This is a genomic window from Achromobacter sp. ACM04 (assembly GCF_014851465.1).
GTDB lineage: Bacteria > Pseudomonadota > Gammaproteobacteria > Burkholderiales > Burkholderiaceae_B > Achromobacter > Achromobacter aegrifaciens.
Window position 1 is genome coordinate 236,503 of the sequence record NZ_JACUZS010000006.1, and the last position, 14,349, is coordinate 250,851.

At 66.5% G+C, this 14,349-nt stretch carries 13 protein-coding genes; 4 read left to right on the plus strand and 9 right to left on the minus strand.

The features are described 5' to 3' along the window. The first annotated feature begins 35 nt into the window (after nt 1–35). A complete protein-coding gene (locus tag IB259_RS29545; RefSeq protein ID WP_054453202.1) occupies nt 36–869 on the plus strand; it encodes a mechanosensitive ion channel family protein in 834 nt (277 codons plus the stop codon). Between the two features lie 75 nt (nt 870–944). On the opposite strand, the gene IB259_RS29550 is transcribed toward IB259_RS29545, so the two are convergent. Continuing rightward, nucleotides 945–1,706 carry an IclR family transcriptional regulator gene (locus IB259_RS29550; RefSeq protein WP_054453200.1) on the minus strand — a complete coding sequence of 254 codons (762 nt, stop codon included), beginning with the start codon at nt 1,704–1,706 and terminating at the stop codon, nt 945–947. Nucleotides 1,707–1,865: 159 nt separating this feature from the next. Between IB259_RS29550 and IB259_RS29555 the strand changes: the two genes are divergently transcribed. Next, nucleotides 1,866–2,855: a tripartite tricarboxylate transporter substrate binding protein gene (locus tag IB259_RS29555; protein ID WP_054453198.1), complete on the plus strand. Its 990-nt coding sequence runs from the start codon at nt 1,866–1,868 to the stop codon at nt 2,853–2,855. A gap of 66 nt (nt 2,856–2,921) precedes the next feature. Here the strand turns inward: IB259_RS29555 and IB259_RS29560 are convergent, their stop codons facing one another. Further along, nucleotides 2,922–3,713 carry an RNA methyltransferase gene (locus tag IB259_RS29560; protein ID WP_119450064.1) on the minus strand — a complete coding sequence of 264 codons (792 nt, stop codon included), beginning with the start codon at nt 3,711–3,713 and terminating at the stop codon, nt 2,922–2,924. Nucleotides 3,714–3,844: 131 nt separating this feature from the next. On the opposite strand from IB259_RS29560, the gene IB259_RS29565 reads away from it, so the two are divergent. Further along, complete coding sequence (locus IB259_RS29565) at nt 3,845–4,630, plus strand: inositol monophosphatase family protein (RefSeq protein WP_054453195.1); 786 nt, start codon at nt 3,845–3,847, stop codon at nt 4,628–4,630. A gap of 68 nt (nt 4,631–4,698) precedes the next feature. On the opposite strand, the gene IB259_RS29570 is transcribed toward IB259_RS29565, so the two are convergent. Genes IB259_RS29570 through IB259_RS29600 form a run of 7 tightly spaced genes read right to left on the minus strand, consistent with a single transcriptional unit; the run spans nt 4,699 to nt 13,482 of the window. Beyond that, complete coding sequence (locus IB259_RS29570) at nt 4,699–5,697, minus strand: FAD:protein FMN transferase (protein WP_192330915.1); 999 nt, start codon at nt 5,695–5,697, stop codon at nt 4,699–4,701. 25 nt (nt 5,698–5,722) lie between these two features. Next, on the minus strand, nt 5,723–6,223 hold the full coding sequence (locus IB259_RS29575; RefSeq protein WP_054453193.1) for a nitrous oxide reductase accessory protein NosL: 501 nt from the start codon (nt 6,221–6,223) through the stop codon (nt 5,723–5,725). Then, complete coding sequence (locus IB259_RS29580) at nt 6,220–7,050, minus strand: ABC transporter permease (RefSeq protein WP_054453191.1); 831 nt, start codon at nt 7,048–7,050, stop codon at nt 6,220–6,222. Before IB259_RS29580 ends, IB259_RS29575 begins: the two co-directional genes overlap by 4 nt. After that, the gene (locus IB259_RS29585) at nt 7,047–7,949 is read right to left on the minus strand and encodes an ABC transporter ATP-binding protein (RefSeq protein ID WP_054453189.1); all 903 of its coding nucleotides are present in this window, start codon (nt 7,947–7,949) and stop codon (nt 7,047–7,049) included. Before IB259_RS29585 ends, IB259_RS29580 begins: the two co-directional genes overlap by 4 nt. Next, complete coding sequence (locus IB259_RS29590; protein WP_225590523.1) at nt 7,946–9,217, minus strand: nitrous oxide reductase family maturation protein NosD; 1,272 nt, start codon at nt 9,215–9,217, stop codon at nt 7,946–7,948. The genes IB259_RS29585 and IB259_RS29590 overlap by 4 nt, the downstream gene beginning before the upstream one ends. Before the next feature lie 29 nt (nt 9,218–9,246). After that, nucleotides 9,247–11,163 carry a TAT-dependent nitrous-oxide reductase gene (gene nosZ / locus IB259_RS29595; protein ID WP_054453182.1) on the minus strand — a complete coding sequence of 639 codons (1,917 nt, stop codon included), beginning with the start codon at nt 11,161–11,163 and terminating at the stop codon, nt 9,247–9,249. A 54-nt stretch (nt 11,164–11,217) separates the two neighbouring features. After that, complete coding sequence (locus IB259_RS29600) at nt 11,218–13,482, minus strand: NosR/NirI family protein (RefSeq protein WP_225596976.1); 2,265 nt, start codon at nt 13,480–13,482, stop codon at nt 11,218–11,220. A gap of 282 nt (nt 13,483–13,764) precedes the next feature. Here IB259_RS29600 and azu point away from each other — a divergent pair, with 282 nt between their 5' ends. Next, entirely contained in the window at nt 13,765–14,214 is a 450-nt protein-coding gene (gene azu, locus IB259_RS29605) for an azurin (RefSeq protein ID WP_054453180.1), read from the plus strand. Nucleotides 14,215–14,349: the final 135 nt, after the last annotated feature.

Consider the following 14,349-nt stretch of genomic DNA (forward strand, 5'->3'; position numbering starts at 1 on the left):
CGCTGCGCGGCCTCAACTTTTCCGCAGGAGTATCCATGGAAGAAGCCTTGAAAGAATTTAACGCCTGGGCTCCCAAGCTGGTTGACCTGGGCCTCAATCTGGCGGTTGCGCTGCTGATCCTCATCATCGGCTGGTGGGTGTCGTCGCTGCTGGGCAGCTGGGTCCGCCGCGCCGCGACGCGCTCCAAGAAGATCGATCCGACCATCGTGCCCATGTTCTACAGCACGGTGGTCTGGACGGTGCGCATCTTCACCGTGATTGCGGTGCTGGCGCGTTTCGGGGTGCAGACGGCCAGCCTGATCGCCGTGCTGGGCGCAGCCGGCCTGGCCGTGGGCCTGGCCTTGCAAGGCACGCTGCAGAACATCGCCGCCGGCATCATGCTGTTGATCCTGCGCCCGATACGCGCGGGCGAATACGTGGCGCTCAGCACCGGCGTGGACGGCACGGTGGAAGAGGTCGGCCTCTTCCTGACGCGCCTGATCCAGGTCGACGGCATCCATCTGACCTTGCCCAACAGCACGGTGTGGAACGCCACGATCACCAACTACAGCCGCAACAAGACGCGTCGCCTGGATATCCCGGTGCCGGTGCGCTATGGCGACAACCTGGAAGTGGTGGTGGCCAAGCTGCGCGCCATCGTCGACGCACGCCCGGAAACGCTGAAGGATCCCGAGCCGCTGGTGAAGGTGGTCGACTACAAGGAGAACGGCGTGGTCGTGAACGTGCGGGTATGGACCGAGTCGGCCAAGTACTGGGACCTGCGCTGGGGCTTGTACCAGGACATCCGCAAGTCGCTGGAAGACGCGGGCTTCCAGCCGCCGATCCCTATGCGCGAGATCCAGAACGCCAAGCCGGGAGCCGCGGCCTGAAGCAGGCGGCTTTCCCTGGAATGACAATGGGCGCCCCGCTGGGCGCCCCTTTTTTTTGCCGGAGGCAAGCAGGTCTCAGGCCTGCATGGACAGGCGCGCCAGTTCGTTCTTGATCCAACCGGCGATTTCGCGCTGGCGCTGGGCCGGCATGCGGTCGATGATGGCCGTGACGCTGACCGCCAGGATAGGCGCGCCCTGCGCGTCCAGCAGCGCGCAGCCCACGCCCAGCGCGCCGCGCACCGCGTGGTTGCCCACCACGGAATAGCCGCGGGCGCGGGTGTTTTCGATCAGGCGGAACATTTCCTGCGGCGTCATGCCGCCGTATTCGTCCAGCCGGCCCGAGTTGCGCTCGACGATGCCGCGCGCAACGTCGTCGGGCAGGGCGGCCAGCAAGGCCATGCCGCCCGATCCCACCCCCAGCGGCTGGCGCTTGCCGGCGTAGGTGGCCAGGATCTGCACCGGATAGCTGCCGATCTCGCGATGCAGGCTGATGGAGTCGTCCTCTTCGCGCACTACCAGGAATACCGCGTCGCCGGTGCGATCGGCCAGGCGCCGCAGCACGGGCAGCAGCTGGCGCACGCGCGGGTCGCGCGAGCGCGTGTCCGGGTCCACCGCCAACTGGGCGCGGTACTTCTTGGTGCCGGTCACGGCCAGCACCAGCCCGGCATCCAGCAGGGCGGCCAGCAGGCGGTAGATGGTGGGACGCTGTATGCCCGTGAGGCGGGCGATATCGGTCACGCTCAGGCCGTCAGGGCCCTGGTCCCGCAGGGCGGCCAGGACGGCCAATCCGCGCCGCAATGTGCGTGGGCCCGCGGCCGCGGCGTCGCTATCTTGCATGAAAATCTCTGAAAACTCGGGTTATTACGGAATATTCAAGGGAAAACCACTGTCCGTGCTGTGGACTCTACCTTGATGCAGTGCATGTGTATAGCTCAGAATGCTGCATCGAACAATTCAAATCGTCCATTCAATGGACAGTACCTGCACGGAGACTCTATGACTACAGGTCAAAAGCCTGGACTGCGGCGCATTGCCGCCACCCTTCTGGCTACCGCCGCAAGCGCATTCGCAATGGGTTCGGCCCATGCCGCCTATCCCGACAAGCCCGTCCGCATCGTGGTCGGTTTTTCCGCCGGCGGCACCACTGACGTGATCGCCCGCATCATGGCCAAGGAGCTGACCGAAAGCCTCGGCCAGTCCTTCGTGGTCGAGAACAAGCCGGGCGCCGGCAGCAATATCGCCACCGACCAGGTAAAGCGCGCAGACCCCGACGGCTACACGCTGCTGTTCGTGGCCGTGACCAGTGCCATCAACCAGACGCTGTACAAGAACGTCAATTTCGACCTGACCAAGGATTTCACGCCGGTGGCGCTGGGCGCCAAGGTGCCGAACATCCTGGTGGTGAACCCGACAGTGCCCGTGAAATCGGTGCAGGAACTGGTGGACTACGCCAAGAAGAATCCCGGCAAGCTGGCGTTCGCCTCGTCCGGCAGCGGCACGTCCATCCACATGGCGGGCGAGCTCTTCAAGATGCAGACCGGCATCGACGTGCTGCACGTGCCCTACAAGGGCAGCGCGCCGGCCGTGACCGACCTGATCGGCGGCCAGGTGCAGTTCATGTTCGACAACATGCCGTCGGCCTGGCCCCACGTGCAGTCGGGCAAGCTGCGCGCCCTGGCCGTGACCACGACCGAACGCTCCAAGAGCGCGCCTGACGTGCCGACCATGAAGGAATCCGGTTTCGCCAACTTCGACGTGTCTTCGTGGTTCGGCCTGATCGCGCCCGCCGGCACGCCGCCGGAAGTCGTGAACAAGCTCAACGCCGCCATGGTCAAGGCCCTGGACAAGCCCGAAGTGCAGCTCAGCTTCGAGAAGCTGGGCGCCGTGGGCGTGAAGACGACGCCGGCCGAATTCGGCCAGTTCATCAAGTCGGAAGTGGAAGGCTGGGCCCCCGTGGTCAAGGCCTCGGGCGCCAAGGTGGACTGATGTTCGATTTCCGGGCGGCAAGCCGCCCGGCAAACCTTGCTGGGGGACAGGCGTAAGCCTGCGCCCCTATTTTTTTGCCCCGCCGTTGCGGCGCGCCGTGGCCAGCATGGCGGTGCAGACACCGCGCATCATGTCCACCTCGTCGCGGCTCAGCGCAAGGCGGGAGTACAGGTGCCGCATGCGCGGCATCAGCTTCTTGGGGTGGGCAGGATCCAGGAACTGCACGCCGACCAGCGCTTCTTCCCAGTGCGCCAGGAAGGCCTGCACTGCCTCGCCCGAAGCCGGCGCCGCGCCGCGCGGCGCCTCTTGCGCGGTGGAGGCCGGCAGCAGCGCCGCGCCCTGGTCCACCAGCAGCGCGTAGCGCAGCTCCCAGGCGGCCAGCTGCAGGGCCTGGGCCACGTTCAACGAGCTGTACTCGGGGTTGGCAGGGATATGGCAGATGCGGTGGCACAGCGCGATCTGGGCGTTGGTGAGCCCGGCGCGTTCGGTGCCCAGCACCACGGCGGCCACGCCTTCGGCCGTTTCGCCCAGGTGGGCGCGGGCCAGTTCGGCCGCCTGGCGGATGTCGCAGGGCGGGGGGCCCAGGTCGCGTACCCGCGCGGTCAGCGCGAATGCCATGGTGACCGGGGCCAGCGCTTCTTCCAGGGACCCGTAGATGCGGGCATTTTCCAGCACGTCCAGCGCGCCGCTGGCGAGCGCCACGGCCTCCGGCTGGCTTGTTACATCTGGAAATTTAGGCTCGACCAGAACCAGTTCGGAGAAGCCCATCGTCTTGATGGCGCGGGCCGCCGAACCCACGTTTCCGGGGTGGCTGGGGTTCACCATAACGAAGCGAACACGTGAAAATGCTTGAGTCATTTAAAATGGCACGTTTGGCTTAGTGCCTTCCTGGTTTTTTGGGTCGATTTCCCCCTGTCGGGGAACGGCGGACCGGGGGGGCGGCAAGCGGCCTATCATCAAGCCAACTCATCGCATTCGTACGGAATTTTATGCACCCGATGCTCAACATCGCCATCAAGGCGGCCCGGCGTGCCGGCACCATTATCAACCGTGCCAGCATGGATTTGGAACGACTCAGCGTGGCTCGCAAGGGGCCGCGGGATTATGTCACGGAAGTCGATCGCGCCGCCGAGGAGTCGATCGTCGAGACGCTGCGCGCGGCTTACCCGGACCACGCCGTGCTGGGCGAGGAATTCGGCCTGCAAGGCCCCGACCAGGCGGAATTCCAGTGGATCATCGATCCCCTGGATGGCACCACCAACTTCATCCACGGCCTGCCCAACTACGCTGTGTCGATCGCGCTGACGCAGCGCGGCCAGGTCACGCAGGCGGTCATCTATGACCCGACCCGCAATGAACTATTCACGGCCAGCCGTGGCAGCGGCACCTTCCTGAACGACCGCCGCGTGCGCGTCTCGGGCCGTACCCGCTACCACGAGGCCCTGCTGGGTGCGCACTGGCCCAACTCCGGCGATCCGGAACAAGGCTCCGCGCGTTTCCGCCAGATGGCCGAAGGCAGCACCGGCGTGCGCCGCCTGGGCTCCACCGTGCTGGACCTGGCCTACGTGGCCTGCGGCCGCCTGGACGGCTTCTGCGGCGTGGGCCTGAAGGCCTGGGACCTGGCTGCAGGCAGCCTGATGGTGCTGGAAGCCGGCGGCCTGGTGGCCGACTTCGACGGCGAGCAAGGCTGGATGGACAGCGGCAACGTGCTGGCCGCCAGCCCCAAGATCTTCACGCAGATGCTGTCCTCGCTGAATCCGCCTTCGGCAGCTTGAAGCGGAACGCTTCCGCCAGAATGAAATAAACCGGCCCATGGCCGGTTTTTTCATGCGCGGGCGCAGGCTCAGCCGGCCTGACCCTGCAATACCAACTGCCCATCCTCCGCCACAAACCACGCGCGCAGCCCCAGCTCCCGCACCACCGCCTGCGTCGTTTCCAGCGGCATGTTCGAGAAAGCCGTCGATAGGGCATCGGCCATGGTCGCGGACGGCGCCATGACGGACACGCTCAGGTATCGCGGCCGCGCGCGGCCGGTGCGGGGATCGAACAGATGCGTGTACCGGCCCCCGGGGTCGATGGCGGTGCCATAGCCCCCGGAAGTCGCCAGGGCCTGGTTCGTCATGCTGGCGCTTGCGAGCAGGCGCGCCGGGTCGCGCGGGTCGGCGATGCCGACCTTCCAGGGCTGCGGCGTAGCGCTGCCGTCCAGCCCCTGTATTTCGCCCATGTCCACCAGCGCCCGTTCCAGCCCGCCGCGCCTGAGCAGATCGGTGATGCGGTCGGTGATGTAGCCCTGGGCGATGCCGTTGAGCGTGATGCCCATGCCGGGCCGCAGCAGTTCGATGCGGCTGTCGTCCAGCATCACGTCGGCATGCGACACGCGCGATAGCGCCTGCGCGATGGCCTGGGCCGGCGGACCGTCGGCGGCGGCGCCGGGCTGCGAGAAGTGTTCGGCATACAGCTGCCACAGCGGCTGCACGGTGGGATCGAACATGCCTGAGGTCAATTCGCTGTAGCGCCGGCTTTCGCTCAAGAGCCGCAGCAAGTCGGCCGGCGGATTGTCCAGGAAGCCCTGGCGGTTCAAACGCGAAAGCGCGCTGTCGTCGCGATAGAGGCTGAAGATGGCTTCCAGCCGCCGCAGTTCCTGCAAGGACTGCGCGATCAGGCGCTGGGCCGCTGCGGCGTCGGGATGGTAGAGACGCAGCTCGGCATCGGCCCCCAGCGCCGTGCCTTGCCAGGTGACGGGTGCAATCGAGGCGGCGGCGCGGCGCGCGGCGACGGGGGCCAGTGCCAGCGCGCTGGCTGCGGCGGCGATGCCGATGAAACGGCGGCGGGTAGGGTTCATGGCGATAGGCCTGTAGAGGCGCGGGCTATTGGGCGAAGACATAGCTTTCCGGCACGTCGGCAAAGGTGACGACGCGGCCGCCGTGGGTATCGGCGAAAGCCTGCGCATGGTCGCGGCGGGAGAAGGGGATGGCATCTTCGGCGCCCATGCCGCCGATGTAGCGGCCTTCGATGACGTAGTACGCCTGCCGCGCGTCGATCCAGGCCGCCGGGTCCGGCGCGCCGCCCGCGCCCGCGGTGGACATGTCGTTGACGTAGATGGCGCTGATGCCCTTGGGTTCTTCGGGCAGCAGGGTGTAGGCGAAGACCTGCTTGATCGAGGAGAACCACACGGGCGCGGCCTGCCCCTTGACGAATATCTGTCCCTTGGGACCGTTGTGTTCGCTCAGCGCCATGCCGCAGTAATGGCCGACGGACTCCGTCGTCACGGCCTGCGGCGGAGGCGCGGTTTCGGGCGCGGCGCCGCTGCCGCAGCCCGCGGCCAGCAGCACGATGGAGGCGGCCAGCATGAGTCGCAGGGATTTCATAGCGGTTTGTTCCTGAAAGCCGCGGTCGCCAGCAGGAACGGCACGGCGATCCACAGCAGCAGCGCCGCGACCAGCGCGGCGAGCGGCAGGCTGGCCTGGTCGCTCACGCCCGCCATGCCGGCGTACAGCGAAATGTTCTCGAAGCCCGTCAGGTTGAGCAGGCGGTATACGTCGGACGGGTTGAGCAGCAGCAGCGCGTTGAGCAGGCCGGGGCTGACGTGGCGGCCCTGGTCGGCCGCCAGCACGCCCAGCAGCGCCATGTCGTAGATCACCACGAAGAACAGCCAGACGCCGACGGCGATGCCGGCGGCCGTGGCGCGCTCGCGCACCAGCGAACTGATCAGGTAGCCCATGGCGAGAAAGCTCGCGCCCAGCAGCACGCTGGCGCCGATCAATAGGGCGAACGGCTGCCAGGCGCTGGGGTCCAGGCCGCCGTAGGCCCATTGCAGCGCCAGCCCGGCGGAACCGTAGCCCGCGCCCGTGGCCAGCGCCAGGATGGCCAGGTGGCCGATGAATTTGCCGATCAATACCTGGCCGCGCGAAACCGGGTAGCTGAGCAGCAGCGCCATCGTGCCCCGGTCGACCTCGCCGACCACGGCGTCATAGGCCAGCAGCATGGCAATGAGCGGCACCAGGAAGATCGACAGGCTGGACAGGCTGACCACCGTGACGGTCAGCGGCTCGGCCTTGACGGTGCCCGTGGGCGAGCTGCCCAAAAGGCCCAGCGCCAGCGCCAGCGCGGCCAGCAGCAGGGCGGTCGCCAGCACCCAGCGATTGCGCAGGCCGTCGCGGATTTCCTTGCCGATGATGGTGCATACCGCGTTCATACGTCTTCCCGTTCAAGCAGATGTGCATAGATGTCGTCCAGGCCCGGGACCTGGATGTCGAGGTCGGCGATGGCCGACGACAGTGCGCCGATGCCGCGGATCGCTTCGACCTTGCCGCTCTCGGGGCAGGCCAGTTCAAAGCGCCCGGCATCGATGCGGCGCCAATCGCCGCCGGGCGGCGGCGCGCTGGCATCGGCAAAGGTCAGACGGATGCGGATGGGCAGCCCGGTGGAGCGCCGCAGCGCCGACATCGCGCCGTCGGCGATCTTTTTTCCCGCCTTCATCACGACGATGCGGTCCGCATGGCCGGCCAGTTCGGACAGGGCGTGCGTGCTCAGCAGTATCGTGGCGCCGGCCGCGCGCAGTTCGTGGACGATGTCGTAGAACATCAGGCGCGACGCGGGGTCCAGGCCGGTGGTGGGCTCGTCGAACAGCAGCACGCGGGGCTGGCCCAGCAGCGCCTGCGCCAGCGCCAGGCGCTGCCGCATGCCCTTGGAGTAGCCGCCCACGCGGCGGCGCGCGGCGCCGGCGATGCCGACCTTCTCCAGCAGCGCGGCGTTGCCCGACAGCGGCTGGCGCTTGAGCCTGGCGTAGAACGCCAGGGTTTCCTCGCCGGTCATCGAGGGATGCAGCGCCACGGTCTCGGGCAGGTAGCCGATCCGGCCGCGCAGGCGCGCCGCGGCGGGGCTGTGCGCGTCCTGGCCGAAGATCGCGACGCGGCCGCGGGTGGGACGTATCAGGCCCAGGATGAGCTTGATCATCGTGCTCTTGCCGGCGCCATTGTGTCCGGCGAGCGCAACGCATTCGCCTTCGCGCAGCTGCAGGTCCAGGCCGTCGATGGCCTGATGCGCGCCATAGTGCTTGCTGACGCCGGTAAGCGCCACCAGGTCGGTGCTCATGGGGATTCCTTGGTGCTTGCGGTGGGCGGAGGCTGCATCAGCGGGGCGCTGTCGATCACGCCGCCTGGCAGGATGGCGGGAAACTGCGACTGGGCCCAGCGCACGATGGAAATCGACGGGCTGTTCAGCAGGATGCGGGCCGCCGGCGCGCGCCACAGCAACTGGTCGACCACGTCGTTCGGCCGGTAGGCGGTGTCGGCGATGCCGTCGCCGTCCAGGTCGAACGCGGTGTTGTCGCTCCAGTAATTGCCGCGCCCGTCCACCGACCAGTCCAGTGTGCGCGTGCCCACGTACTTCACCTGGTTGCGGTTGTTGATGAAGGCGTTGCCCGAGATCCGGTTGCCTTCGGACCCGGCCGTGAAATGCACGCCGATGTCGCAGTTGGAGAAATGGTTGTCCAGGAAGGTGTTGCGGTTGGCGTTGTAGATGAACACGCATTTCCCGGCGCGGTCCACCGTGTTGTTGGCGATCGTGGAATGGTTGGCGTAGTTCAACATCAGGCCCTGCTCCTGGCTGTCCAGCGCGACGTTGTCGCGCACCACCAGCCGGTGCGAATACATGATGGCGTAGGCGATGTCGGTGCCAGTGGATACGTTGCCGCTGATCTCGCTATCGTTGGTGTACATGTAGTGCACCGCGTAGCGCAGGTCGTGGAAGCGGTTGCCGCTGAACGTGTTGAGCTTGCTGGTGTTGACGAAGATGCCATCGCGACCGGCGGATATGTCGTTGTCCAGCACGCGCGTGCCTGGCGTGTTCCACAGCGTCACGCCGTTGCCTCTCTCGGCCACGCGCAGCTCCTTGTTGCCCACGATGCGGTTGCCGCGAACGGTAGCGTCGGCTGGCCCCCAGACGTGCACGCCGACCAGGTTGTCCAGGACGTCGTTGCGCTCCACCAGCGCGCGGTGCGCCTCGCGGTCCAGGAAGATGCCGGCGTCCATGTCGGACAGGCTCAGGCCGGAACGCGTGACGGTCAGGTTGCGCAGCGACACGTCGGCGGCCGTGACCCAGACGGTGCGCCCCTGGCGCGTGCCAGCGATGACGGCCGAACGGTCCTGGGGGCCTTCCAGCGTCAGGGGCTTGTCGATGACGATGCCGCCGGCGTAGGAGCCGGGCGCCAGCCGCAGCACGTCGCCGGCCGCGGCAGAGGCGATCGCCGCCGTCAGGTCGGCGGCCGCGGCGATCTCCACGGTCGCCGCGGCCGCCGCGCCCGACAGCGCCAGCCCGGCGGCCGCCAGCAGCGCGGCGCCGGCGGTCCTGCTTGCGCTCATCCCAAGGATTGCGGCGAGCTTCATATGCGCTACGCGGTCTTCTTGGGATGGACGACCATCTGGCCGGACATCTCCATGTGCAGGGCGTGGCAAAACCACTGGCAGTAGTACCAATACACGCCCGGCCGGTCCGCCGTGAAGGTGACCGAGGATGTGGCCTGCGGCCCGATTTCCATGGCGATGCCATGGCCTTCGAGCGTGAAGCCGTGCGTCAGGTCCTCGATCACTTCCATGTTCGTGACCACCACGGTGACCTCGTCGCCCTGGTTGACCTCGAACTTCTTGATGCTGAACATGGGCGCGACCGCCATCATGTACACGCGCACCTTGTTGCCGTCGCGCACGACCTTGGCCGCATCGTCCAGCGAAACGCCGTCCTTCTTGGCCATCTGGCGGGCGTCTTCCCACATCGGGTCGTCGCGCTTCCAGACGCTTACCGGATGGACCTTGGAGCGGTGCACCAGGCACATGTCATGCGGCTCGGCGAAGCTGGGGCCGTCATGCACCAGCTTCATCTCGTCGCCGGAAATATCGATGAGCTGGTCGTTCTCGGGCTTGAGCGGGCCGACGTTAAGGAAACGGTCCTTCGAGAACTTGTTCAGCGACACCAGCCATTTGCCGTCGGCCTCGCGGGTCTCGCCCATGGTCGAATGGTTGTGACCGGGCTGATAGTGCACGTCCAGCTTCTGGATGATCGGGTCGACCTTTTCGCCCTTGTAGGCGCGCTTTGCCTTGTCGATGTTCCACTTGACCATCTGGCTGTCGATGAACAGCGTGGTGTAGGCGTTGCCGCGGCCGTCGAACGCCGTGTGCAGCGGCCCCAGGCCCAACTGCGGCTCCGCCACCACGCAGTCGCGCGGCTTGATCTTGTCGTCGAACAGATCGTCCAGCGTGCGCACGTCCAGCACCGTGACGGTGGGCGAGAGCTTGCCGTTGAGCACCAGGTGGATGCCGTCGGGCGCGGCGTTGCAGCCGTGCGGCGAGTTCGGCACGGGGATGTAGCGCGTGTACTTGGAACCGTGGCGTCCGTCGACGACCGGCACGCCGCCCATCATCTTGAAGTCGCCGTTCTTGACGGCTTCCTCGATGCGCTTGATGTTGAACACCACGACCCAGTCCTGCTCGTTGGCCGAGGCTTCTTCCACCGTGACGCCCTTCTCCGAGTTGTAGCAGGTGGAGAACGAGTACTTGCCCTGGTAGTCGGCGTCGCCGTTGTCCAGGTTGCCGTCGACCAGCACCTGCCAGGCGACCTTCATGGTGTCGCCGTCCAGGGCGGTGTAGATGGCGAAGAAGTTCTTCTTGGGATCGTCCGTCACCTTGCCGTCGTTGGGCAGCGGGATGATGTGCTCGCCGTTGGCGAAAACGTAGCCCGTGCGCGGGTAGCGCTGCGGCCGCAGGCCATGCACGCCGGAGACGTTGGGTAGCTCGGTGATCTTGTCCGTCTTCATTACATCCAGGCGGATGCGCGCGACGCGGTTGTTGGCCTTGTCGTTGATGAACAGATAGCGGCCGTCGTAGGTGCGGTCGGTGAAGGACAGGTGCGGGTGGTGCGCGTCGCCGTTGATGAAGACGCCGCCCTTGTCCTTCAGGTACTCGCGGGTTTCGGGCGTGAGGCCTTCGGTCAGGATCTTGCGGCTTTCATTGGTGCGGCCCCAGCCGGTGGCGCTGCAATGGTTGAAGACCGGGATGCGCACCAGCTCGCGCATGGAGGGCAGCCCCAGCACGCGCACCTCGCCCGACTGGCCGCTGGAATTGAAGGCATAGTATTCGTCCAGCTCGCCGGGCGCGACGTGGCCCAGCACGCCGTTCGCGCCGCCCTTTGCATCCTTGCCGTGGGCGGTGGAGATCTGCGCCCCGGCCACCAGGCCGGCGGCGCCCGTGATGGCTGCGGTGCCGAGGAAGCTGCGGCGGGTGAGGCCGGCCTTGTCGGGATTCTTGTCTGACATGGATAACTCCTTGGTAGGGACGGCGCCCCGGGCGCCGCGGTGCGGAAAGCGGGATCAGGCGCCAGGTTCGCTATTCGGATTCGGCGCGCGGTGCATGACGATGACCTGCTCGGCGGGTTCGGCGGCGGGCGCGCGGCGGCGCTCCCGCTTGGCCTTCTTCTGGATCAGGTGTGGGCACTTCTGTTCGTGGTGGTAGAGCATCTGGCAGTGCAGGCATTGGATGCACTCGTTCGGATTGATCTCGCCGGTGGGGTCGATCGCCTGTACCGGACATTCGAGATTGCAGCGTTGACAGGGATTGCCGCAGTCGCGGTAGCGGCGCAGCCAGTTGAAGATGCGCAGCCGCGCAGGGATTGCCAGCGCGGCCCCCAGCGGACAGAGATAGCGGCAGAAGAAGCGCTCCACGAACAGGCCGGCGGCCAGCAGCGCCGCGGCGAATGCGACGAATGGCCAGTAGCGCATGAAGCGCAGGATGATCGCGGTCTTGAAGGGTTCGACCTCGGACAACTGTTCGGCCAGCGCCAGGTCGTACAAGGAGAAGCCGAACAGCAGCAGGAAGATTACGTACTTCAGGGTCGACAGGCGCTGGTTCACGCCGTGGCTGATCTTGAGCTGGCGCACACCCAGGCGGCGGGCGACGCGGTTGCTGAGTTCCTGCAGCGCGCCGAAGGGGCATAACCAGCCGCAGAAGGCGCCGCGGTTCCAGAAGACCATGGAGATGGCCGTGGCGCACCACAGGATGAACACCAGCGGGTCCATCAGGAAGTACTCCCAGCGGAAGTCGCTGCGCATGGCCGAAAAGAAAGTCAGCACGTTGACCACCGAGAGCTGGGCCTGGCCGTACCAGCCGATCCAGAACAGTGCGAACGCCAGGAACGCCAGCCGCAGGCGGTCGTGCAGCAGCGGACGGCTGGCGAGCTGGTCCTGGAAGAAGAAGACGCCCACCAGCACCAGCAGCGCCACCGTCAGCACGGCGACCTGGCCGGCCTTGCCGCGCCAGATCTGTTTCCATAGCGCGGGCGCGGCGTCTTCTTCCTGCGCAGTCTGGGCCGGGGCGGCTTGATCGGCAGTCGGCGGGGGCGCGGCGGATGCCTGCGCGCCCGCCACCGGCCGGGTATAGGCCGCAGGCAATTCATAGCTCAGGTCGAAGGTCACGAAGGCCTTGTCGCTGACGCTGAGCACGCGTTGCACCATCAGCTGCAGGCGCCAGGGCGCGACCGGATCCAGCGCGGCGTCCTCGGGCACGACGAACAGGGCTACCTCGCGGAACGCGGGCGCGCCCTGCGCGGCCACGTCGGCCAGGCGCTGGTGATTGCGATCGCGGAAGCGGAAGCTGCTTTCATCCTGGATGATCTCGATGCGGTCGAAGATGCCGCCGCGCACGTAGCCCGAGCCCTTGAACGAGTAGGCGCCGTTGCCGGCCACCAGCACGGCCTGCTGGCCGGGCTTGAGCCTTTCCTTCAGGCGCTGCCATTCCGTGTCGCCCAGCAGGCTGCGGCCGATCGCGGGTACGCTGACCAGCGCGGCGTACAGGTCGATGAAGCCGTCCGCGTCCGTGCTGCCTTCTGTATTGGCTGCGGCGTCGTTCCTGCCCGATGCGCGGAAGGCCTGGTTCACGTCCTCCGGGTTCAGCCGCAGATTGCGCACCGCTCCGGCATCCAGCAGGTCCTGCCAGGACTGGACGGCATCGCGCGCATCGTCCACGACGCGGGCGGCAACGGGCGCGGCCGACGGCGCCACCGTGGCGGTCTTGTCGATGCCATGGGCGCGCGCCACGGCGATGGCCGAGCGCGTGATGCTGTCGCCGATCACCATCAGCGTGACGGTCGCGCCGCTGATGATGTCCACGGGCGGCGGGGCGCCATGGCGGGGAGGGGAGTCCACGAAGTTCAGCCCGACGTAGCCGCTGATGAAATGGTCGACCTTGGACTGCGGAATGCCGATGAGCACGATGGGCTCGTGGTGCTCCACGAGGCGCGCGCCGACGATGCGTCCGTCATTGGCCAGGCCGACCAGCACGTCGATGGGCTTGCTGGAGTAGCCGCGGGTGTTGACGACGTCGGACGTCAGATAGACCACGCCCAATTGGCGCGCGCCCGCATACACCTTGGCAACCATGGGCTTGCCGGCGGGCGGGTCGGCGCGGTCCGCGCCGGGGAAGATCTGTCCGATGGGGATGCTACCCAGGAAATCCGGCAGGCGTTGGGCCTGAGCGGCGCTGAAGACCCCCGAGCACAGCAGCAGCAAGAAAAGAAAGACTGCATGCACGAACCACTTGTACCGACTGAACCCGCGCCCCGCCGCTGTGCTGCCTTGCATTTTCGTACTCTGCTGATTGTGTTTGTTTGCAGGCATCCTAAGAATGCTTGGCATCGGTCGTATTGCGGTTTGTCAATCGGCGTACGCGCGCGGACCGTGCGGAGGCAATGCCCCTGCGTTTTGTAGGGGATATCCCCGTTTTGGAGAGGTTGAACGAGGCGCTATTGATGCCGGTCAATAGCGCGCTTTGCGCTGCGCCATAGACTTGTGCGTGGCGGCAGCGACGCTAGGCATGTGCCTCGCGCGTGTCGGAAGAGCCGCCAACGTTTACGGAGAATCTCCATGCTGGCAAAAGCCACCCTCGCCATCGCCCTGTCCGCAGCCAGCCTGCCCGCGTTGGCCGCTCAGTGCGAAGCAACCATAGAAAGCAACGACGCCATGCAGTACAACCTGAAGGAAATGGTTGTCGACAAAAGCTGCAAGCAATTCACCGTGCATCTCAAGCACGTCGGCAAAATGGCCAAGGTCGCCATGGGCCACAACTGGGTGCTGACCAAGGAAGCCGACAAGACGGCCGTGGCCACCGACGGCATGAACGCCGGCCTGCCGCAGGATTACGTCAAGGCGGGAGACACCCGCGTCATCGCCCACACCAAGGTCATCGGCGGCGGCGAGTCGGATTCGGTTACGTTCGACGTTTCCAAGCTCACCCCGGGCGAGGCCTATGCCTACTTCTGCTCGTTCCCGGGCCACTGGGCCATGATGAAGGGCACGCTCAAGCTCAGCGACTGATTGGCTGTCCTGGACCTGAAAGCCGGCTGCAAGCCGGTTTTTTTTTGTCCGCTCCGGCAATGGCGCCAGACCCCGGATGTCCTGGTTCTACAGGCCTAAACCGCGTGCGCCTCAGGCATAAGGACGGGGTTCGTC